This window comes from Thainema salinarum CENA647, assembly GCF_057732415.1.
Window position 1 is genome coordinate 3,842,181 of record NZ_JBYJZJ010000022.1, and the last position, 20,479, is coordinate 3,862,659.

Sequence of the window (20,479 nt, forward strand, 5' to 3'; positions counted from 1 at the left end):
ATCCAAAATCGCCTCACAATCCCCCTCCTCAACACTTAGGAGTGTGGATTTAATCAGGTGGAAATCTTTGGGGTAGGGACACGGCATGCCGTGTCCCTACAGATGGAAAGGTTTACAGGCTATTTAATCCACACTCCTTAACGCTTCACGCTCCTATGCTTGACCTCACCAAACTGGCGCAGCAAATGCAGGGCATTAGCCAGCACCTCACCCAAGAAGCCGAAGCCTCCAAGCGGCGTTTAGACATTGCCGAAGCCCTGATGCGGGAAGCGCTTCAGCAGCAAGAGGTACTCGTGCAGCAGCGACAGCAGTGGCGCGATCGCATGGGGTTCACGGCAGCGGAACCAATTGAACCTCTGGATACGCGCATCGGCGTCCCCGTAGTACCGACAGCGCATACCGTAGTCGCCACAGACGGTTCCCAGATTGCGCCCAATCATCACGAAATTGCCTACTGCTACTTGCTGAACGTGGGGCGCGTCGTACTGCACTACGGTCAAGGTCGCCAGCCCATGCTGGATAGCCTGCCAGAAGTCTTCTACCGCCCCGAAGATCTCTACGTTTCCCGCCAGTGGGGCATCCGCACCGAAGAATGGATGGGCTACTGCCGCACCGTCTCCGAATCCGTCGCCCTCGCCGAACTGGTCGAATGGAGCTTAAGTGCGACCACACCCCACACGCCTCACGCCTCACCCCTCACTCCTCACTCCTCTTCCCACCAAATCCCCCTCTTCCCCAATCCCCCAACCCTGGCAATGGTGGATGGTTCGTTAATCTACTGGTTTTTAGAATCCCTACCCCAGGATGCCTGCGATCGCATTTTGCCGCCGATTTTAGCGGCGTGGTCAAAATTACAGGCATTACGAGTGCCGCTGGTGGGGTATCTCAGCGCCTCGCGCAGTGGCGAAATGCTCAACTTTTTGCGGCTGAAGCGCTGTCCCTATGCCAATCCGGACTGCATGACCCACTGTCCCGGTCAAACTGATCAGGCACCCTGCCAGGTGTTTGACCCGCTGCGGGATGTGACGCTGTGGGCGCGGCTTCTGGAGCCGGGACAGCGCAGTCCCCTCTGGAAAAGCTCAGCGCGCATTCTGGAGCAGTATGGAGCGCATGCCATTTACTTTTGCTATGTCCACGTCGGCCCCGAGGTGGCGCGGATTGAGATGCCGGAGTGGGTAGCGCTGGATGTAGAACTGCTGGATACGGCGCTGAGCCTGAGCTTGGCGCAGGTGCACAAGGGATTTGGCTATCCGGTGGCGCTAGCGGAGGCGCATAATCAGGCGGTGGTGCGCGGTGGCGATCGCACTCGCTTTTTTGCCTTATTGGAACGAGAAATGCTGCGGGCCGGACTGCAAAACATTGGCACGTCCTATAAAGAAGCCCGCAAGCGGGGCAGCATTGCCTAGAAACTCAACTGGGTTTTGCTACAGGATTTTTTCGAGTCCATAGACCAGCGATCGCAACCCAACCACTTTGCGAACGCAGAGCAGGACGCCGGGCATAAAGCTACTGCGATCGCTGGTGTCGTGGCGCAGGGTATATAGCTGGCCCGGTGCGCCAAACATCATCTCTTGGTGAGCAATCAGACCAGGGAGACGGACGCTGTGAATACGGATATTTTCGGGAGCGAGAGCACCCCGCGCGCCAGGAATATCCTCAGATTCTTCAACTTCAGCCGGATTAAAAGTTTTACCCAGTTCGGCCAGCATTTGAGCCGTTTTAATGGCTGTTCCACTCGGAGCATCAGCCTTTTGATTATGGTGCAGTTCAATGATTTCAACATGGTCAAAATACTGCGAGGCTTGAATCGCGGCCTGTTGCAGCAGTACCATGCCGATAGAAAAATTGGGAATAATCAAACAGCCCACGCTGGCTTTATCGGCAAAATCAGCCAGTTCACCAATTCGCTCCTCAGTTAAGCCCGTGGTGCCAACTACCGGACGAACACCATATGCGATCGCAGCACGAGTTGTCTCATAAACCGTACTAGGGTGCGTAAAGTCCACCATGACAGCATTCTTGCTGGCTTGACTAGCATAGGCCAGCATCCCTTCTAAATCATGGGTAACAGGAATTTCAACTGCTCCAATTCCCGTGATTTCGCCAATGTCTTGCCCTTGTAGACTAGGATGCTTATCAATTGCTCCAATCAAGGTCATGTCGTCCGCCTGCGAGACGGCTTTGACGACCTCGCGCCCCATCTTGCCTGCGGCACCGTTGACGACAACAACGATCTCTTCCTGGTTTGCCATTTGACCTAAACTCGCTCTCTAGAATCCTTTGAAGCTTGTTTATCTTACTGGATTTCCTAAGGGAGCGGTAGCGCCATTGTGAACAGTACCACATTTTTGGTGAAATCAACTATAATAGAAGTCAAGTCAATTCGTTCTATAGACGCTTACACCCTTTATTTGCCTGTGTTTACCACTCTTTCTCCCCACAATTCTGTTGAATCTACTGCTTTGCCGCGCGATCTATTTGGTGCAATTCAAGATTTAAAGCAGAAGATGAATGCGGTTATCTTGGCCCACTATTACCAAGAATCGGATATTCAAGATGTCGCTGACTACTTGGGTGATTCACTAGGGCTTTCCCAGCAGGCAGCCGAAACCGATGCGGATGTGATTGTCTTCGCTGGGGTTCACTTCATGGCGGAAACGGCCAAGATTCTCAATCCCGATAAGCTAGTGCTGCTGCCCGATTTAGCGGCAGGCTGCTCGCTGGCCGATAGCTGTCCAGCGGATCAGTTTGCGGCATTCAAGGCGGCTCATCCCGACCATATCGTAGTGTCTTACATCAACTGTACGGCTGAAATTAAAGCGCTCAGCGACATCATCTGCACCAGCTCGAACGCGGTCAAGATCATTAACCAGATTCCAGCCGATCAGCCAATTATTTTTGCCCCCGATCGCAACTTGGGTCGCTACGTAATGGCGGAAACGGGTCGAGATATGGTGCTGTGGGACGGTAGCTGCATGGTGCATGAAACCTTCTCAGAGAAGAAGATTGTGCAGCTCAAAATGGAGCACCCAGAGGCCGAGGTGCTAGCGCACCCAGAATGTGAGGAGCCTGTCTTGCGTCATGCAGACTATGTGGGTTCCACAACCGCGCTGCTGAAGTACTCGCAGCAGAGTGCGAGTCCATCGTTCATTGTGGCGACGGAAGCGGGCATTTTGCATCAGATGGAGCGGCAGGCCGCAGGTAAGCAGTTTATTCCAGCACCGCCAATGGGCAACTGTGCTTGTAACGAATGTCCTCACATGCGGCTAAACACGATGGAAAAACTGTACCTGGCAATGAAAAACCGCAGCCCAGAGATTACGATGCCGGAAGAAATTCGAGTGGCGGCACTGAAGCCCATTCAACGAATGTTGGAGATGAGCAAGTAATAATTTCAAGCGTTTAAAAACAACTAAAGAAGGCGTGCCAGATGGCACGCCTTCTTTAGGACTGTGAATTAAATAGCCTGCCAATCATTCCATCCGTAGGGACACGGCAATGCCGTGTCCCTACCCAAACGATTTCATCTTATTAAATCCGCGTTCCTTACTATCAAGACAGTAAACTATTCCTCTTCGCTGTATCCGTCGCCGTTATCATCAGCAGAGCTACTTCTACCAGATGCGATCGCAGATGCTCCGGCAATTTCTAGCTTTTCGCGTACCTGTCGCTCAATATCGGTGGCAAATTCAGGATTCTCTTCCATGTACCGAATCGAGTTATCGCGGCCTTGAGCGATGTTGTCACCGTTGTAGCTGTACCAAGCACCTTTGCGAGCAATGACGCCATGCTCTTCCGCTAGGTCAAGAATACAGCCCAGGGTCGAAATGCCCTGACCAAAAATGACATCAAACTCAGCGATCCGGAACGGGGGAGCGACTTTGTTTTTCGCCACTTTCACCTTGGCCCGAATGCCGAACTCCTCAGAGCCTTTCTTGAGCGTTTGAATTCGACGGATGTCGAGGCGCACGGAGGAGTAGAACTTCAGCGCATTACCGCCCGTGGTCACTTCAGGGTTACCGTAGGAGATGCCGATTTTCTGGCGTAGCTGGTTGAGGAAAACCACAGTACAACCAGATTTACCAATGTTACCCGTGATTTTCCGCAGGGCTTGGCTCATGAGACGAGCCTGCAAACCGACGTGGACATCGCCCATTTCCCCTTCAATTTCAGCCCGAGGAACCAGCGCTGCGACCGAGTCAATCACCACGATATCAATGGCGGCAGAACGTACCAGTTGATCGACAATTTCGAGCGCCGCTTCACCCGTATCCGGCTGGGAAACTAGCAGTTCCTCAATTTGGACACCCAGAGCTTGGGAATAGATCGGATCGAGAGCGTGTTCAGCGTCAACAAAAGCAGCAACGCCACCTTGCTTTTGCACTTCTGCGATCGCATGGAGCGCCAGAGTGGTTTTACCGGAACTTTCAGGGCCATAGATTTCAATGACTCGACCCTTGGGCAATCCACCGCCGAGAGCCAAGTCCAGTGTGAGTGCTCCAGTGGGGATCGTTTCGACCTTCATTCGGGTCGCATCCCCTAACCGCATAATGGTGCCTTTACCAAAGCTGCGCTCAATTTGGTTGAGCACCATGTTTAATGCTTTATCTTTTTCAGTATTGCCTGTGGTGGTGGATTTAGGCATGAGTGCTCCAAAGCTGGAAATTTTACAAGATCACGTGCAAGAAACGAATCGCCAAGCCGTGCCAATCTGCCGTCAGGTTGCCGGGATCTGCCACAGCTTGACATAAGCATAGCGACAGATTCGACATTGGCCTAAAGATCCTAACAATAGATTTCAAGTTTGATCGTTTACATCATTTACACTGACGGGCAAGCTTGAACGAGATGAATTTCTATACAAACGTACTATAATTCTACTCGAAAATCGACTAAATTGGTTTTGCTGTACTAGTCTTTCCTAACATTCATCTGACGGGGTTGAGATCTAGTATCATGCAACTTCACAGCTAGCCCCAAATCTAGTGGTCTGCCGACTTTATTTGGATGGGTCTTAATAGTTGATGTGCCGCGCGGCGCGCGGCACATCAACCACCAGAATTTATTTAGCAAAACACCAGAGCTAAACCTTAAAGCCAAATTTAGAGCCAAGCACCTGCCCCATGACTTCAACATTTCGCCATCTGGCCGTTTTAGACCGCGCCGTCAGCGTGGGAGGACTCACCGAGTATATCCGTGAGCTACTGGAAGAGGATCACCAACTGCACCAGGTTTGGGTAACGGGCGAAGTTTCCAGCACCAAACCGCACCGCAGCGGCTTATTTTTCACGCTGCAAGATCCCGATACGGGAGCATCAATTGATGCGGTGATTTGGCAAAGTCAGCTCAATCAGGTGGCCGTTCTACCGAAGGCGGGCGAAGAAGTGATTGTGCTGGGCAGTCTGCGACTCTATGCGAAGCGGGGGCAGTACAGCCTACATGTGTGGCAATCGCTGCCAGCGGGTGAGGGACTGCAAGCGCTGCGGCTGCGCCAGCTCCGGCTGCGCTTGGCAGCAGAAGGGTTGTTTGACGATGAATTGAAGCAGCCATTGCCGTCATATCCGACAACAGTTGCAGTTGTCACCTCGCCCCATGCTGCCGCTTGGGGTGACATTCAGCGCACGCTGCGGCAGCGCCATCCGGGACTGCGGGTGCTGTTAGCGCCAGCGACGGTACAGGGGGATCAAGCACCGCGCTCGATTACAACTGCGATCGCACGTGTAACCGCCCATAGCCAAGCCGAGGTATTAATCCTGGCACGGGGCGGTGGTGCAACTGAGGATTTAGCTTGTTTTAATGATGAGCGCGTCGTGCGGGCCGTGGCAGAATGCTCAATTCCCGTGATTACCGGGATCGGGCACCAGCGGGATGAAACGCTGACGGACTTGGTGGCCGATGTCTGTGCTCATACGCCGACCGCCGCTGCTGAGTATGCCGTGCCCTGTCTGGCCGATCTCTATGCTGAGCATCGCTACCGGAATGCTGCATTAGTCGCTGCCGTACAGGATGCATTGCAGTTTGAATGGGATCGGCTAGCTCAACTTAAGCGAACGCTGCGACACCTCAATCCTGATCGCCAACTGCGTCAAGAACAACGTGCGATCGCATGGCAATATGAGCGACTGGTGCAGGTGACTCAAAATCGCCTGGTGCGATCGCAGCAGCAGTGTCAGCTTCTGCGCCAAAAGTTAAACGATATTGATCCCAATACGATTCTGCGACGCGGCTACGCCTTGGTGCGCGATCAAAAAAAGGTCGTGCGCTCAACGACAGCGCTATATCAAGGACAGCAGCTAACCGTGCAGCTAGCTCAAGGGGAAATCGGCGTTACAGTTGACACAATTTCAGCAGATGTCTCCACCGATCCCAGCGCATCGCTCTAGGCCCTGTCAGGTTGCTCGCTCCTTCTTGACTTATACTAAGCCCCTAAATTGTGGCTATGAAAATAGCTCCCTAGCTCCCTAGCTCCCCTGCCCCACCAGAAAAAATAGTTTTAGGAGATTTAAGCCGATGGCTAAACGTGCTCGCTCTACCCAATCCACCCCGACAGCTAACGTGGCTCAACTGGATGACAACTGGCGCTACGAAGCTGCCGTTGATCAAGTTGAGTCCATTGTGAGCCAAATCGAGTCCGGCGAACTGGAACTGGCCGAAGTTTTTGAGCAGTTTGGAATTGCAGTCGAGCAGTTACAGCGATGCGAAACGTACCTATCGCAACACCAGCAGCAGCTTGATCTTGTGGTCGAAACGCTGTCGGATACCGTCGATGATCGGGCAGAAGCGATAGACGATTTCTAACTGACTTTCTCTAGTGGCTTTTTGCCAATCAACTGCCACCCAGCCATCGGGATCAGAGTGGTCAGCGCGATCTCTACCTTGCCAAAGATGCCCAAACCAGGTTTGTGTGGTATGGCTTACATTGCAAGGAAAGAGCGCCAGTACATTTTGTTCAGCAGCAACATAATTAGTGCCGAAAAAGCGGGGGAATCTACCCGTTTCACAGCGTTGGTAGTCGGATTTACAGCTACAGGGATCAGGCGGTGTTAACGTTCAGATGTAACGCTAATACCTGTGTAGCAATCCTTTAATAATCATGGCTCAGATTATAGATCCAATTCCGTCAAATAACTCGGATAAAATACTGTGCTGCTACGTTAATGCCACGAGCAAGATCCAGATTGCTCGGATTACAAACATCCCAAATTGGTACTTTGAGCGGGTGGTTTTTCCGGGACAGCGGTTGATGTTTGAAGCTCTGCCGGAAGCACTCCTGGAAATTCATACGGGCATGATGGCAAGTGCAATTCTGTCTGATACGCTCCCGTGTCATCGCTTAGCACTGGAAGACGAGCCGCAGCCCTTAGTAGAGGATACTGACTTAGAGGACATCCACTCTGCGTCAAGTGTATCTGCTGCGACTGAGCCTCAAGCAATGGCTTCGGCTTCAGTCGCAGCGTTATCGGTTGGGGCATCGGTTGGTACGGTGTCCACGGGTATTGAAATTGGGCGCATTGCCTAGCTGAAGACAGTTGGCGAAAGTCGATTTGCGATCGCGTTGCCGTTCCCTACGTTAGTATCCAAATCGGCTAATCTCACGCTGAACGATTCAACCCAAGTTAGCCTGTCATCACAGTATCCAAGCTCCTTCACACACTAGTTTGGTACGTTTGCACAGGTATTTCCAGAAAGGATTCGGTGTTCAATGTGTACCCGTTGCATCGGCTGCATCTTCGTAGATGCAGCCTTTTTACTGGCTGATGAAGAATCCAGCTTTACGTTCAGTTTTAGGTCGTTTTTGTAGTGCGCTCCACACGGCTTCTACAAAAAACATCGGCCTGGTTCTAAGGAACGCGGATCTACCAAGTTGAAATCTTTGGGGTAGGGACACGGCATTGCCGTGTCCCATGAATGAAACGGTTTACAGGCAATTAATCCGCAATCCTAAGCGCCTAGCGCTATGACAAGTCGAGTTGGGAGGATGTGCTGGAGGGCAAGACGGTTTTAAAGTAAAGTACTTAAATCAGCAGTAGCGTTTACGAATTTCTTTTGGATTTACCGTCTTTCTTATGGCTTTGGAGAATAGCAGCGTGGTCGATGGGATTGTCCGTTACGGCCTACTGTATCTTGGCCGCTAGCGGCGGCTGGATTCTCTACGCGCGGAAAAACAAGCAGTCGCGTCCCAACTGGCTGCGGCCTTTTCACTACACCATCGGCGGCATTTTAGTAGCCCTGGTGTTGTTATTGCTGTCAGTTGGCATCATCGGCACCTTGGGCTACTACGGCAACTTAGGGCATTCGGTACATTTGCCTGCAGGACTGACCGTTGTTGCGTTGGTACTGGCATCCGCTTGGAGCGCCACCCGCATTAGCCCCAAACGACCCTGGGCACGACAGCTACACCTTGGCATCAATGGTGTTTTGCTGCTGGGTTTTATTGCCGTGTCGCTCAGTGGTTGGTCGGTGGTGCAAAAATATTTGCCTTGAGGAATTTGCTTTAGGATAAAGAGAATTGTTGTTGTGAACCGTTCTCTGCTTGTGTCTAAAATCGCGGCTGAATCCACACATTCCTCCATGCCGACCACTTCAGAAACCTTTCGGCTCTCGCCGATTGTCCGCATTACGCTGCTGAGTTTGTACGTGGCGCTGACGGCTCCCTTACCAATTCTGGCCCGTGTCACTCACGCGCCGGTGCCGCCGACGTTATTAGCACTGGGATTGCTGCTGGGTGCGATCGCACTTTTTGCGGCTCTATCAGAACGAGTCAATGTAGATAAAAACGGCATTCGCGTCACCTATCCTGTTTGGGTACCTGGCTTTTTCCGGCGCGGCTGGCAGCTCAACTGGTCAGAAATTCAAGCGCTCAAACCCCGCTCGACGGGGCAGGGGGGACTTGTCTACTACTTTGTCAGTCAAGATCAGAAGGCGTATTTGCTGCCCATGCGCGTCGCGGGGTTTGCCCGTCTCGTTCGTCGAGTTGAACAGGAAACCGGGATCGACACAACCGACGTGCGTCCGCTGGCTCAGCCCTGGATGTATCTGATTCTGTTTGGCTTGACCAGTTTGCTTTTACTGGTAGATGCCTGGGTCTTTTGGACGGCATCGACAGGTGAGATCGCAACTAACGGGGCATTCTAAATCGTGTCAACTGGGTTAACTTCCACCACTGCTGCCACCTCACTTCGGCTGAACCAAGTTCACGTCTCCGCACCCAACGGCTCTACGGAAATCCTGCACAACCTGACGTTTGATGTTCCTGCCGGAGCGTTTGCCCTGATTGTTGGCCCTTCAGGATCAGGCAAAACGTCTCTGTTGCGATTACTCAATCGGCTCAGCGATCCTGACCAAGGCAGCATCTTCCTGGGCGGACAAAACATCCGTCAACTGCCCGTCTTGGAACTGCGGCGACAGATTGTTCTCGTACCGCAAGAACCCAAGCTGCTGGGGATGACCGTGGAAGAAACGCTGCTCTATCCCCTCAAGCTGCGCGGCGTTGCCCCACGAGCCGCTCAAGCTCAGATGCAGCCTTGGCTAGAGCGCTTGCAGATTCCATCTGAATGGCTAGAGCGCAATGAATTACAGCTTTCCCTCGGTCAGCGCCAGCGAATTGCGATCGCACGTGCCCTCATCCTTTCTCCTCCAGTCCTGCTCCTCGACGAACCTACGGCTTCTCTGGATTTAGGCCAAGCGACTAGTTTATTAACGCTGATTGCTGAACTGACGCAGTCGGGCAACATGACCGTGCTGATGGCCAACCACCAGGTTGAACTAGCGAGATCGCACTGTACCTATGTGGTTCAGCTCCAGCAGGGCAAACTGGTTCGCTCCGCACCCGCCGATCAAATTAACTGGGATGAAGTGAAATCCGACATTATCAAAGCTGAGCAGCGTGCCCAGGATGAATGGGATGATGCCGATGAAGAGGGATTTTAGGATTGGCTCAACAGCAGTCGAGGTGGCGTCAGCCAAAATAGCTCACTGTTTCCCAATGCGGTTGCAAGATCATCCGGTAAACTGAGGCCGATAATGCCTGCTTTCTTAAGCTGGATATTTCCGCGTACCGTACTGCCAATTAGCTGTTCGGCCCACATACTCAGGTCAGGCTCGTGACCTACAAAAGCGATTTGAGTGGGTTGATCCAGTGATTTTAGAATAGTTGAGAGATCGGCTAAGGCGCGATCGCACATTCCGCCCGGTGCAAGCTGATTAAACACCTGCACCGATGAACCGAGTCCAACCGCTTGCAAAATATCAGCCGTTTGCCGAGCGCGCACCAGCGGACTGGTCAAAATCAGGTCAAACGTGATCCCCAATTCCTTTAGTCGCTGCGCTACCTGCTGCGTTTTCTGTTCGCCTTTGGGAATCAGCGGACGTTCATCATCGTTTGCATAGGTGCCTCGCTCGGCAGCGATGCCGTGTCGAATCAAGTAAAGCTCAATTGCCATCAGTTTAGTAATCAGGTCTTTCGGCGTTGCCAAAGCGCAATTTGCTGATGTTCACCAGCACTTAAAATGTATTGTCCATCCGGGCTAAAAGCAACTGCATAAATAGGACGCTGACCCCAAATTTTTTCTTCTGCCTGCTGGCGTTGCGCTGGATCATTCGGAAAACTATCGGGATGCCACTGCTTTGCTAGCTGCCGATACGCCTGTTTGATTTCTGTAACGGAAGCTCCAGGCTGTAGACCCAAAAGCGCATAATATTCGCTAAAACTCTGCATGAACGCTGCTTTTACCAAACGCCTTGAGATCAGAATTCCCCAATTGTCCTCTTGCATAGCTCGGACACAAAAATGCACCCAGAGCGCACAAAACCTCTGGGTGCATTTTTTGAAAGACTCAGCTCAGTTTGAACCTAAATTGATTAGGGAATATGCGATCGCATTAATCGCGAAGACTAATCGTGAGAGATCAAATCTTTATCCGGATTTACTAGACTCATCAGCTTTTGCTTAATTTGCATATCAAAAGCTTCCCACTTGAGTTTGGTGTAGTTGCTGTCTTCATTGTTCCCAGAAAGAAAACCAACTGGGATTTCAAAGCCACCCGCCATTGCTCGTCCGCCACCGAAGAAACCGCCCTGCTGGTTTTTGCCAAACGCTTCCTTGATGAACTCATCAGGATCGAGGGTGATATTGGATGTGCGCAGCGAACCAATTACCAGCTCTAGTTCTTCGTCTTCATCGTGAACGATGCCGTACACAATTGCAGTGTGGATATTTTCCTCAGTGACCAAGAAGTCTGCCGCTTGAGGAATAGCATCACGGTCGTCATACCGGAGATAGCCAACGCCTGCAATTGAGTAACTATTTTGAATGATGCGATTGCGCAGAGACCGCTCTATAACATCCATCACCCGCCGCGATCGCGATGCTTGCAGCACAGCGCTCAGTAACTGGGTATCACAGTACTGACTGAGATAGGCAGCAGCCAAGAAATCCTCTTGGCGAGCCTGCATTAACCGATTCGTGTCCGTGCGTAAACCATGCATCAAGGCAGTAGCACATTTAATATGCTCGCGATTGTTGGGGTCTAGTGTCAGTAGACCAACTTCTAAATACTGCGTCAGGATTGTAGCTGTAGCGCGAACATCTGGACGCAGATCGATAAATTCGGGTTCTAAATTACCCTGGGGAGCATGGTGGTCAATAATTGCGACGACAGGCAAACCGCGATCGCGAATCGGAGCCGTCAACTGGCTGGTCGTGCCCTGATTGTCAATAAACACACAGCCACGGTACATGGAAAAATCGCGCTCAGCCAGCGATGGAACCGACCATCGCTGGACAGGCAGCGCCGTCAGTTTAACCAGCGCAATATTTTCCTGATGGCTTAGGGTTCCGGCATAGACAATATCACACTGAATATCGTACTGCTGAGCAATCAGGCGATAGGCCCAAGCGCTAGATAACGCATCTGGGTCAGGAAAATCCTGCAGAATAACAATCTGGCGCTCCCCAGCATGATTTTCCATCATGTTTTCTAGGGCTTTCGCCTTTTGTATAGTTGGTGGAATACCATTACCACCATTTTGCTCATTCGATTGAGAGCGAAATTGCTCAATAAGAGGATTGTCAGTTGGCATTAGATCCAAAAATAGTGATCAGCGAAGGATCGTGTTGAATTAACAATATAGAGGCAATCAGGGGTTAGATGGAAGTACGGGTACCTGGAGTAAAATTTGGGCAGCGTTGGTTACGTTCACTTCAGCTTACTCAGCCCAGTTACCGATGCCTCTCATATCAAATTTTGACTCAGTGGAACTGGATTGCACTCCACACTTTAAATTGTCGCAAAAATTTTCGAAATGTACCTGCCCTTGCGAGGGAGTTTACCCACCCAACTATTTACGGATCATGACATCTTCAATTTAAATACAGCCAGAAGTTAGATCCAGCTAGTTAAACGCAGCCACAATGAAGCGAGAACTGGACAAGGGGCTCTATGTTGCAGAACCCCTCGTTTAATTCGGCTGAAACGATTTCGATTGAAATTACTTCGATGCCATACCACGAGTTGTGCGGAAGGTGACGTTTACCCCTTCATTGGACTGTTCTAATACCAAAAGCGGTGTCGGCTTGGCCTTTTGGTCCCAGTGCATGGAGGCAATGCGCCCTTGAATCGTTGGTTGCCAGGTGTCGTGATCGGCATTGGGGCTGAGGTACGTTTCAATGCAGTCTACAATCTGGCTGATTGTAGTGGAAGTCGCCTGAGTCGGTAGCTTCATCAGTCGAATTTGAATCCGGAATAGAATACGCTTGGTGCCCTTTGGCATATCGCCCGGTTCGTATTCCACATCAAAAGTTTCGTCAATTTGTCGCCCTGTGCTGGCAATTCCAACAATTCCGCCAGAGGAAGGACTGGCACGCAGCGCCACGCTGATCCGCTGTTTTACCTTCATCTTGAGCTGATTCAGGATATAGAAGTGGAAAACTTCTTCATCCATTCGCATTCGCAAGTAATCGAGGTTGAACTCCCGTGAGTGGATCAGGTCGGGGTTCGTTTCCATCTTGGTGATGGTTCTCAATGCCAGCTTCAGCTTCTTTTTCAGCTCACGGTTTTTGAACTCTTCGAAGCGTGCCTGCTTTTTCACCTTCTTCATTTGAATATTGGAGAAGATCGCCAAGCCAACCAGCACCAGAAACAGTAGACCAGTACTGGCCATCCAAATCTGTGCGGATGAACCACCGGGTTCAGCGGCTGTTGCTTCAGGGGTTTGCGCAAGCTGTGGAGAAATCGAAACGATTGAGTTGGACATGGTTCTTTTGATAGCTCAATCTAATTAAGAAGGGATTGACAGCAGAAGGTTGATTAAACGCGATCGCAGTTTATATTGCCAACGTATCATTTTGGCCATTCAAATCAGGTTTAAATCAGAACAAAACGCAGAATAAGTTATAAAATCTGCATCACTTTAGGGAGTATCTGGCAATTACAAGAACTGTCAGCTTTGTCTGTCCTGTTTCTGTTGTTCTATTTATAGAGTTCCCACTTCCTGGAACAAATTCATCATTTACTCTGAGAGTCGTAATGTACGCTCAGAGATAAAGACCCAAAGCCAACGTACTTCCAGAGCCATAATGCGATCGCACCTGGAGTGAGATAGCTTATTATCTTGAAGCCGATAGTGGTCAATCCAGTTGATTCTGAGTCAAACTTTACATAGTCCGCACAAATAGCGTCTAGTCTTCTAGCTTTATTACTTTGGGAAGAAGCTTGAAGATTTACGTTGGTAACAACCACCCGATGGGTTAGGGCATCACCATTGAAGTGAGCTGACGTGAAATTGATGTGGAGTAGCTCTGCCTCATCCCCAACGTCCCAACCCTCAACGGCTAGCACCGTAACTGGCACGATTAACTGGCACTATAAGTCCACTGGCAGGCTAAAAAAGATGCCAGACTCAAAATGGTTGTGGTTAACCCCCATAATGCGAGGATCTACCTGTGACGCTGCACAATCCAGAGGGGCAATCTAAATTGAACCCAATACAGGACAATAATGCACGTCACACCTATCAGGTGCTCGAACAACTGACCGTTGGCGTTTACCATACCGATGCATCGGGTCACCTGATCTATGCTAATCCAGCCTTTTGCCGCTTTGTTGGCCTGGATTGGCCGCATCTATCTGGGCAGCTCGTTCAATCGTTTATTGATGCCAACTATCGAACCCAGTATGTGCAGCAGGTCAAATCACTCATTGCAGGGCTTATCTCAGATCCCCCTACCGGCCTACCCGCAGAACAGGCAGCAGAAATTCACTTAGAGCAACAATATGTGCGACAGGATAGTCAGCGCTGCTGGGCCAATGTTGTATTGTCTGCAGCTTGGCTGGAAACCTCATCAACCACCACTGATCGGCAGCATTGGGACAAAAGCCAATCAAGTCATCAAACCAGGCATGGCCAAACCGCCAGTATTTTAGTAGTGGTTCTGCCAAAGCACCAAAGTGTCGAAACAAGCCACAACTCAGAACTACGTCGTTCTGAAGAAAAATTTGCTAAAACATTTCGCTCAAATCCCGATGCTATTTCGATTTCCAAACTGTCTGACGGACGTTACATCGATATCAACGATAGCTTTCTCCACATGTTCGGCTATCAGCGCCATCAGGTGATTGGTCGTAGCTGTTTTGAACTGAACATTTGGTCTCATCCCGCCGATGCAGAAACCGTCCGTCAACTCTTAATTTCAAATCAAGTCATTCGCAGTCAAGAGTATCAATGTTGCACCCGTTCAGGTCACCAAATTCTAGTTCTTTATTCAGCCGAGCTGATTACTCTAGACGATCAGCCTTGTATTCTGGCGTTTCGCAAAGATATTACAGAATATCGGCGGACTGAGCGACTGATGGTGCAGCAGGCTGAACGCGATCGACTGTTAACTCAGATGACGCAGCGGATCCGTCAATCCCTTGATCTCGATGAGATTTTGAACACCGCCGTGTTAGAAATTCGGCAAATTCTGAAAACGGATCGGGTAATTGTATATTGCATACCGGATCAGGGAGATGGAGAGGTAATTGTCGAGTCAGTAGACCCGCAGTGGCCGTCTATGATGGGACAAATGATTGTTGACCCAGCGGGGATGGCAGATCAGAGCGCCTTAGCCATTGACCAAGAGGAACTGTACGGGAATGAGCTAGCAAGTTTAGGCAGTGAGCTGCCGGAACTGGAATATACCCATTTACTAGAGCAGTTTGATGTCCAGTCCAATCTAGTGATTCCCATCTTTGCTGGTGATGTTTCCTGGGGCTTTCTAGAAGTTCATCACTGTTCGGCGCGGCGACAGTGGCAGCCTTGGGAAGTCAACTTACTCACTCAGCTTTCCGATCAGCTTTCGATCGCCATTCAGCAGTCTCAGCTTTACATGAAGCTGAGGGAGGCAAACCATGAACTCCAGCGGATTGCACTGCTGGATGGCTTAACCCGTATTGCCAATCGCCGCTGTTTCAACACTCAACTAGAACAGGAATGGCGACGGTCAGCCCGTGAGCAGCAGCCGCTCTCACTTTTGTTGTGCGATATTGATTATTTCAAGCCTTATAACGACCACTATGGACATCCTGCTGGAGATCAGTGTTTGATTGATGTAGCACAGGCACTGGTTCGGGCTTCGCGGCGGCCAGCAGATTTGGTCGCTCGGTATGGAGGAGAGGAGTTTGCGGTCATCTTACCAAATACCAATCAATCTGGAGCGATTCGGGTGGCGCAGGCCATGAAAGCACAGATCAAACGGCTCAATATTCCCCATAAGTTTTCTCAGGTTTCGTCGCAAATCACGATGAGCATGGGCATTGCTACGATCATCCCACAACCGAACAGTTCTTACGAACCGCTGATTAAAGCAGCCGATGAGGCGCTCTACACGGCCAAACTACAGGGTCGCGATCGCATTTCTTGCTATCGCTGGCATAAAACAAAAAATGCGCTTACATCTGAATAGTTCGCCATAGTCCACCAGAATTTGCCATAATTCGTCCCAATTCCCATCAAAATTCGCCAAATCACGTGCAGCAGCCCGAATCATCCTGAACTTTGTCATGGCGTTGCGTAGTGTGATGCGTATCGGGCAATATATTTCCGGCGTACAGTCCCCATGACTTTAATCACCCAACTGAGAAGCAGGGCTGATTTATTGATGAGAGAAAAAAGATAATGAGATAGGTAACCATTTTTGCACAACAACTAAACCATGAGCCTCATCAGCCATCTCAAGCAAATTCCAGACTTTCGAACTCAACCGCGATATCCCCTGTGGGTCGTGCTGCTTTTGATCATCATGGCAACGATGAGTGGGTGCTTGGGTTACCGAGCGATTGAAGATTTCGTCGAACGGCATCAAACGGTGTTGCTGGACTGTTTAGAGCTGCCTCACACCCGACTGCCCGCCTACTCAACGATCCGCAAGGTGATCGTGCGAACCAACTTTGAACACCTGAGTCAAGCCTTCAATGACTGGGCAACAACGGCATTTGCGCCCCAAACCGGAGAACAACTGGCCACCGATGGCAAGAGTATCAAGGCAACCGTCACAGACTATGACCAAAGTTATCAAGACTTCGTCAGTGTCGTCTCTGCCTTCAGTGTGCAACAAGGGGTCGTGGTTGGACTCCAATCGATGCGAAACCAACAGCAAAGTGAGATTGTCACCGTGCAGACCTTGTTAGATGTCTTGCAATTCAAAGGAGTTTGCTTCAGTTTTGATGCGTTGCACACTCAAAAAAACGGTTGAGCAGATTATTGCCAGTGGCAATGACTACCTGATGGCCGTCAAGCCGAACCAACCTAAGCTGTTTGAGCATCTGCGAACCCAGTTTGAGCAATCGTTACCCACCAGTTCAGATTGCCAAGTTGAACGAACGCGTGAGCGCCAAACAAGTCGTACCGTCAGTGTTTTGGAATCAGTCGCAGGGATAGACCCCGGTTGGGTTGGAGTCGAGCGCATGGTTCGAGTCGAACGAGTCGGAACTCGTGACAACCAGCCTTACACTCAGACCATGTTCTACATCAGTTCACTCCCGTTGGATGCCGTAGGCTTTGCTCAGCACATTCGCTCTCATTGGCACATTGAGAATCGATTGCATTGGCCAAAGGATGTCGTGCTTCATGAAGATCACGCCCCTTTGTGTGATGGTCATGCACCGACCAATTTTGCGATTGTGCGAACGATTGCGGTCAATCTGTTTCGCCAAGCCGGATTTGCCTCCATCACCAAGGGACTGCGGCATTTAGCCCACGATATCCCCCGTCTATTTTCCTTTTTTCAATAAATCAGCCCTGCAACTGAGAAGGGGGATTGCCATATCATGTGTACTGTACGCAACCTGCGCAACCTGCTTTCGCAATCGGGTATTCAACCTCTATCAAGACGCACATGGAATTGATTAAATCGGCTCTCATCCTCCTTATCAAAACTGGAATCGGGATGAGTGGAATTGCCCTCCTCGGGTATTTAGGTATTTGTGGCTATTTGTACATTAGACAGGCACATTTCATCTTTTTCCCAACAGTTGGTCTTGCTGAAACTCCAGCCGATCGTAATTTGGCCTATCAAGATGTTTGGCTAACACCAGTTGAAGAACTAACTTCAGCAACTGGCTCCCGCTTGGGCTCTAAATTTAACTTGCCGGGTTGGGCAACTGCTCAAACTGCCAAACGCGATCGCATTCACGGCTGGTGGATACCAACCTCAACATCTGCCGATTCCCCATCACGCATCACCCAAACAGCTCCCGATGTTTTGCTCTATCTGCACGGCAATAGCGGCGGTGTCGATGTCAATTTGAACCATGCTGCCCGATTTCAGCGTTGGGGACTCTCAGTGCTGCTGATTGACTATCGTGGCTATGGACTCAGCACAGGCGCATTTCCATCCGAACAGCAGGTTTACCAGGATGCCGAAACGGCTTGGCATTATTTAGTACATACGCAAAATATTGCGCCCCACCGTATCATTATCTACGGGCATTCTTTAGGTGGTGCGATCGCAACTGAACTGGCTAGTCGTCATCCAGATGCCGCCGGGTTGATTGTTGAAAGCTCATTCACCTCAATCGAAGCGATGGCAACTGTGCGAGGACGGTACAGTCTAATTCCGGTTAATCTGATTCTGCACCAGCGGTTTGACTCGATCCAAAAAGCGCCAGCGTTAGAAATGCCGAGCTTATTCATTCATGGCCTACAAGATAGCGAAATTCCTTATCAAATGAGTGAACAGCTCTATCAATCAGCTCCAGAACCGAAACAGCTTTGGTTAGTGCCAGGGGCAGGGCATGCTGACACAGCATCGCTCTACGAAATGGCCTATCGCGATCGCATTCGCCAGTTCATTCACCTGATCCAGCAGCACCAAGCTCAACCGTTTGAATCTACCCCATTAGCTCAATAGCAATTCAATAGCAATAACGTCCACCCTTATCTGGACTTCCTTGGTTCTTGGCATCTCGCAGTGCTCCGAGCAAGGTTGACACAAAGACGCATCGTTTCAAACGTCCACCGTTATGCCCCGTAAACGTTAGCCGTCCTAGTTGCCCGTTCACATGTCCCTGATAATTGAAGCGCATACGGTAAACTCCACTTGCTTTTGGAAACGTTGTTTCCGCCGTATCGATCTTCACAACAGACGTTAACGGTTGCCAAGTTGCCTCTGCTGGAGGCAATGTAACAGCATGGCTGGCCCACTCCACCTGATCACCGACCTGCCGAAAACTTGCTTGCCAGGGTGTGCGGCGATGGATAGCTTCGAGTTGGGCTTGACGAATAATCTGATGGGCATCACTTTGCGCCACATTGAGCTGCTGACGTGTCAATAAGCCATTCCAGCTTGGAGCCACAATCAGCATCAAAATCCCCACAATGAACAAGACAATCAGGATCTCAAGCAGTGTAAAACCCGATGCCTGCGGCGCAGGACCAGGTGTACCATCAGCAACCCGATCAGACCAGAACCTACGAGACGAACGATTTCCGCACCAGCCCAACAGACGACGGCCTCCTTGCAGCCGCATCCTCCACTGCCGTTTCAACATAAAGTACTACACCCTTGATTCTGAAAAATTCACTGTGTATTCAACTGTTGAACAACAGTTGAGCCCAACACATTTCGCTTAACAGGCACGCTGCGGACACATTGCTTCGCGCAGCTGCGATATACCTGTTCTGAATGGGGACAAAAATTTGGACAAAACCAAACTTAGAACTGTTGATGTGGTGTTGCGATCGCAATTCAGCTAAACGATGGTCAGCCTGTTGAGATCTCGTTCAACGCACTCAGTCTATTTTTAAAATGCCCGTCTCTGAATTGCAGTTAACGTCTGACCATCGTCATAAGACAATTTTTTTGGCAGAGCATCTGAGTCTACGGAGTCTCAAACCGATAAACCCAGTAGCATTCACTACTCAGTCTTTCAATTAGCTGCATGATATTGCGCAAAAAACTCTTGCAGTTTTTCCCAGAATGGCGGTAGCTGATCCGCGATCGCGCAATTTTCGAAAAAATTTTCCGTCTTTTCCTGAATTCTTGAAAGCCTTACTAGTCAAAGGATTTAGAGGTATCGCAGCTTGACCTCTACTCGATTTTCTGGAAAAAATTGGTTGGGGGTGATCGATCTGGCTGAAAAGGTGGGCAAGTTATTCTCAGGAGTTAGAAATCAGCTATCCCACCTCTCAAGGAGATTAATTAAATGAACAGCGTATTTGCAGCAAAGTACATCGGCCAACTACTCAACAAGAAGCGTAACAACGAGGGTTTCACCCTAATCGAACTGTTGGTTGTTATCATCATCATCGGTATTCTGGCCGCAATCGCACTTCCTTCCTTCCTCAACCAAGCTAACAAAGCTCGTCAATCCGAAGCTCAAACCTACGTTGGTTCCATCAACCGCGCCCACCAGGCTTATTTTCTGGAGAACAACGAATTTGGCCCAGATCTAGGTGCGTTGGAGCTTGGTATTTCCGACTCTGATAACTATGCATATGAAACAGCAGGAGATGAGGATTCTGCTTATACAGAAGCAACCCCTGCAAATGATGTACTGAGGGGTTATGCAGGTACTAATGCAGTCGGTGATGCTGGCGATGGTAGTGCAACTACTTTCGCAAGAGTTTGTGCCGGAGAGCCGGGTGAAGTACCCGCTGAAGGTGATTGTCCTGCTGCTGAAGTTGTAGAATAATTGGTTAAAAGTTATTCATTTGGGAATAACTACTTAACTTTTGGCTCTATATAAGCTGGAATTACTTTGAGAAGGCTATGAAAATTTTCATAGCCTTCTTTGCTATTCAAACTCAGAAACGCCTTAATATTGAAGTACAGTTACCTTCTGTGAATTCATCTCAAGAATTGAGTTTGGATTCTGTCTAGCAACTTTTTCAGTTTATTAGACCTCCGAAAACAATAATTTCAGGTAGTGTAGGCACTATCTAAAATTGTTACCTCTTTACCATTACCTTTCATTTTTAGACATCAAAGATCTTTTTCTAG

The 20,479-nt window shown here is 49.9% G+C and carries 19 protein-coding genes and 1 pseudogene; 12 read left to right on the plus strand and 8 right to left on the minus strand.

Annotated features, from left to right (window positions below; genetic code table 11):
• Nucleotides 1-155: 155 nt before the first annotated feature.
• The gene (locus tag AC286M_RS23675; protein ID WP_488206731.1) at nt 156-1,406 is read left to right on the plus strand and encodes a DNA double-strand break repair nuclease NurA; all 1,251 of its coding nucleotides are present in this window, start codon (nt 156-158) and stop codon (nt 1,404-1,406) included.
• A gap of 18 nt (nt 1,407-1,424) precedes the next feature.
• On the opposite strand, the gene dapB is transcribed toward AC286M_RS23675, so the two are convergent.
• Nucleotides 1,425-2,252, minus strand: coding sequence for a 4-hydroxy-tetrahydrodipicolinate reductase (gene dapB, locus AC286M_RS23680; RefSeq protein WP_488206732.1), 828 nt, complete (start codon nt 2,250-2,252; stop codon nt 1,425-1,427).
• A gap of 165 nt (nt 2,253-2,417) precedes the next feature.
• Between dapB and nadA the strand changes: the two genes are divergently transcribed.
• On the plus strand, nt 2,418-3,389 hold the full coding sequence (gene nadA, locus AC286M_RS23685; RefSeq protein ID WP_488206733.1) for a quinolinate synthase NadA: 972 nt from the start codon (nt 2,418-2,420) through the stop codon (nt 3,387-3,389).
• A gap of 176 nt (nt 3,390-3,565) precedes the next feature.
• Here nadA and recA read toward each other — a convergent pair whose 3' ends face one another.
• Nucleotides 3,566-4,645 (minus strand): recombinase RecA, encoded by a 1,080-nt coding sequence (gene recA, locus AC286M_RS23690; RefSeq protein WP_488206734.1) that lies wholly within the window; start codon nt 4,643-4,645, stop codon nt 3,566-3,568.
• A gap of 478 nt (nt 4,646-5,123) precedes the next feature.
• Between recA and xseA the strand changes: the two genes are divergently transcribed.
• The 6 genes from xseA to AC286M_RS23720 all read left to right on the plus strand — a co-directional run bounded on the left by xseA (nt 5,124) and on the right by AC286M_RS23720 (nt 9,930).
• Nucleotides 5,124-6,383, plus strand: a complete 1,260-nt coding sequence (gene xseA / locus AC286M_RS23695; protein WP_488206735.1) for an exodeoxyribonuclease VII large subunit — start codon at nt 5,124-5,126, stop codon at nt 6,381-6,383.
• 127 nt (nt 6,384-6,510) lie between these two features.
• A complete protein-coding gene (gene xseB, locus AC286M_RS23700; protein ID WP_488206736.1) occupies nt 6,511-6,798 on the plus strand; it encodes an exodeoxyribonuclease VII small subunit in 288 nt (95 codons plus the stop codon).
• A gap of 295 nt (nt 6,799-7,093) precedes the next feature.
• Nucleotides 7,094-7,519: a DUF1830 domain-containing protein gene (locus AC286M_RS23705; RefSeq protein ID WP_488206737.1), complete on the plus strand. Its 426-nt coding sequence runs from the start codon at nt 7,094-7,096 to the stop codon at nt 7,517-7,519.
• A 527-nt stretch (nt 7,520-8,046) separates the two neighbouring features.
• Nucleotides 8,047-8,484, plus strand: coding sequence for a DUF4079 domain-containing protein (locus tag AC286M_RS23710; protein WP_488206738.1), 438 nt, complete (start codon nt 8,047-8,049; stop codon nt 8,482-8,484).
• An 87-nt stretch (nt 8,485-8,571) separates the two neighbouring features.
• Nucleotides 8,572-9,135 carry a hypothetical protein gene (locus AC286M_RS23715; RefSeq protein ID WP_488206739.1) on the plus strand — a complete coding sequence of 188 codons (564 nt, stop codon included), beginning with the start codon at nt 8,572-8,574 and terminating at the stop codon, nt 9,133-9,135.
• A 3-nt stretch (nt 9,136-9,138) separates the two neighbouring features.
• Nucleotides 9,139-9,930 (plus strand): ABC transporter ATP-binding protein, encoded by a 792-nt coding sequence (locus AC286M_RS23720; protein ID WP_488206740.1) that lies wholly within the window; start codon nt 9,139-9,141, stop codon nt 9,928-9,930.
• Here the strand turns inward: AC286M_RS23720 and sixA are convergent.
• The 5 genes from sixA to AC286M_RS23745 all read right to left on the minus strand — a co-directional run bounded on the left by sixA (nt 9,927) and on the right by AC286M_RS23745 (nt 13,850).
• A complete protein-coding gene (gene sixA / locus AC286M_RS23725; RefSeq protein ID WP_488206741.1) occupies nt 9,927-10,475 on the minus strand; it encodes a phosphohistidine phosphatase SixA in 549 nt (182 codons plus the stop codon). The two genes, AC286M_RS23720 and sixA, sit on opposite strands and share 4 nt — an antisense overlap.
• Complete coding sequence (locus AC286M_RS23730; RefSeq protein WP_488206742.1) at nt 10,454-10,717, minus strand: J domain-containing protein; 264 nt, start codon at nt 10,715-10,717, stop codon at nt 10,454-10,456. Before AC286M_RS23730 ends, sixA begins: the two co-directional genes overlap by 22 nt.
• A gap of 176 nt (nt 10,718-10,893) precedes the next feature.
• Nucleotides 10,894-12,081, minus strand: coding sequence for a DHH family phosphoesterase (locus AC286M_RS23735; RefSeq protein ID WP_488206743.1), 1,188 nt, complete (start codon nt 12,079-12,081; stop codon nt 10,894-10,896).
• Nucleotides 12,082-12,489: 408 nt separating this feature from the next.
• Nucleotides 12,490-13,254, minus strand: a complete 765-nt coding sequence (locus AC286M_RS23740) for a hypothetical protein (protein WP_488206744.1) — start codon at nt 13,252-13,254, stop codon at nt 12,490-12,492.
• 251 nt (nt 13,255-13,505) lie between these two features.
• The gene (locus tag AC286M_RS23745; protein WP_488206745.1) at nt 13,506-13,850 is read right to left on the minus strand and encodes a hypothetical protein; all 345 of its coding nucleotides are present in this window, start codon (nt 13,848-13,850) and stop codon (nt 13,506-13,508) included.
• 92 nt (nt 13,851-13,942) lie between these two features.
• Here AC286M_RS23745 and AC286M_RS23750 point away from each other — a divergent pair, with 92 nt between their 5' ends.
• From AC286M_RS23750 to AC286M_RS23760, 3 genes and pseudogenes are all read left to right on the plus strand, one after another.
• Complete coding sequence (locus AC286M_RS23750) at nt 13,943-15,943, plus strand: diguanylate cyclase domain-containing protein (RefSeq protein ID WP_488206746.1); 2,001 nt, start codon at nt 13,943-13,945, stop codon at nt 15,941-15,943.
• 249 nt (nt 15,944-16,192) lie between these two features.
• Nucleotides 16,193-17,270, plus strand: a pseudogene (locus AC286M_RS23755) (ISAs1 family transposase).
• A gap of 155 nt (nt 17,271-17,425) precedes the next feature.
• Nucleotides 17,426-18,388, plus strand: coding sequence for an alpha/beta hydrolase (locus AC286M_RS23760; protein WP_488206747.1), 963 nt, complete (start codon nt 17,426-17,428; stop codon nt 18,386-18,388).
• 4 nt (nt 18,389-18,392) lie between these two features.
• Here the strand turns inward: AC286M_RS23760 and AC286M_RS23765 are convergent, their stop codons facing one another.
• Nucleotides 18,393-19,028, minus strand: a complete 636-nt coding sequence (locus AC286M_RS23765; protein ID WP_488206748.1) for a GspH/FimT family pseudopilin — start codon at nt 19,026-19,028, stop codon at nt 18,393-18,395.
• A 654-nt stretch (nt 19,029-19,682) separates the two neighbouring features.
• On the opposite strand from AC286M_RS23765, the gene AC286M_RS23770 reads away from it, so the two are divergent.
• Nucleotides 19,683-20,171, plus strand: coding sequence for a type IV pilin-like G/H family protein (locus AC286M_RS23770; RefSeq protein ID WP_488206749.1), 489 nt, complete (start codon nt 19,683-19,685; stop codon nt 20,169-20,171).
• Nucleotides 20,172-20,479: the final 308 nt, after the last annotated feature.

What these genes read in the sequence shown, in the direction of transcription:
- AC286M_RS23770 (WP_488206749.1), top strand. Translation starts at nt 19,683, where the DNA reads ATGAACAGCGTATTTGCAGCAAAGTACATCGGCCAACTACTCAACAAG.
- xseA (WP_488206735.1), top strand. Translation starts at nt 5,124, where the DNA reads ATGACTTCAACATTTCGCCATCTGGCCGTTTTAGACCGCGCCGTCAGC.
- AC286M_RS23675 (WP_488206731.1), top strand. Translation starts at nt 156, where the DNA reads ATGCTTGACCTCACCAAACTGGCGCAGCAAATGCAGGGCATTAGCCAG.
- AC286M_RS23715 (WP_488206739.1), top strand. Translation starts at nt 8,572, where the DNA reads ATGCCGACCACTTCAGAAACCTTTCGGCTCTCGCCGATTGTCCGCATT.
- recA (WP_488206734.1), bottom strand. Translation starts at nt 4,645, where the DNA reads ATGCCTAAATCCACCACCACAGGCAATACTGAAAAAGATAAAGCATTA.
- dapB (WP_488206732.1), bottom strand. Translation starts at nt 2,252, where the DNA reads ATGGCAAACCAGGAAGAGATCGTTGTTGTCGTCAACGGTGCCGCAGGC.
- xseB (WP_488206736.1), top strand. Translation starts at nt 6,511, where the DNA reads ATGGCTAAACGTGCTCGCTCTACCCAATCCACCCCGACAGCTAACGTG.
- AC286M_RS23765 (WP_488206748.1), bottom strand. Translation starts at nt 19,028, where the DNA reads ATGTTGAAACGGCAGTGGAGGATGCGGCTGCAAGGAGGCCGTCGTCTG.
- AC286M_RS23730 (WP_488206742.1), bottom strand. Translation starts at nt 10,717, where the DNA reads ATGCAGAGTTTTAGCGAATATTATGCGCTTTTGGGTCTACAGCCTGGA.
- AC286M_RS23740 (WP_488206744.1), bottom strand. Translation starts at nt 13,254, where the DNA reads ATGTCCAACTCAATCGTTTCGATTTCTCCACAGCTTGCGCAAACCCCT.
- AC286M_RS23705 (WP_488206737.1), top strand. Translation starts at nt 7,094, where the DNA reads ATGGCTCAGATTATAGATCCAATTCCGTCAAATAACTCGGATAAAATA.
- AC286M_RS23735 (WP_488206743.1), bottom strand. Translation starts at nt 12,081, where the DNA reads ATGCCAACTGACAATCCTCTTATTGAGCAATTTCGCTCTCAATCGAAT.
- AC286M_RS23760 (WP_488206747.1), top strand. Translation starts at nt 17,426, where the DNA reads ATGAGTGGAATTGCCCTCCTCGGGTATTTAGGTATTTGTGGCTATTTG.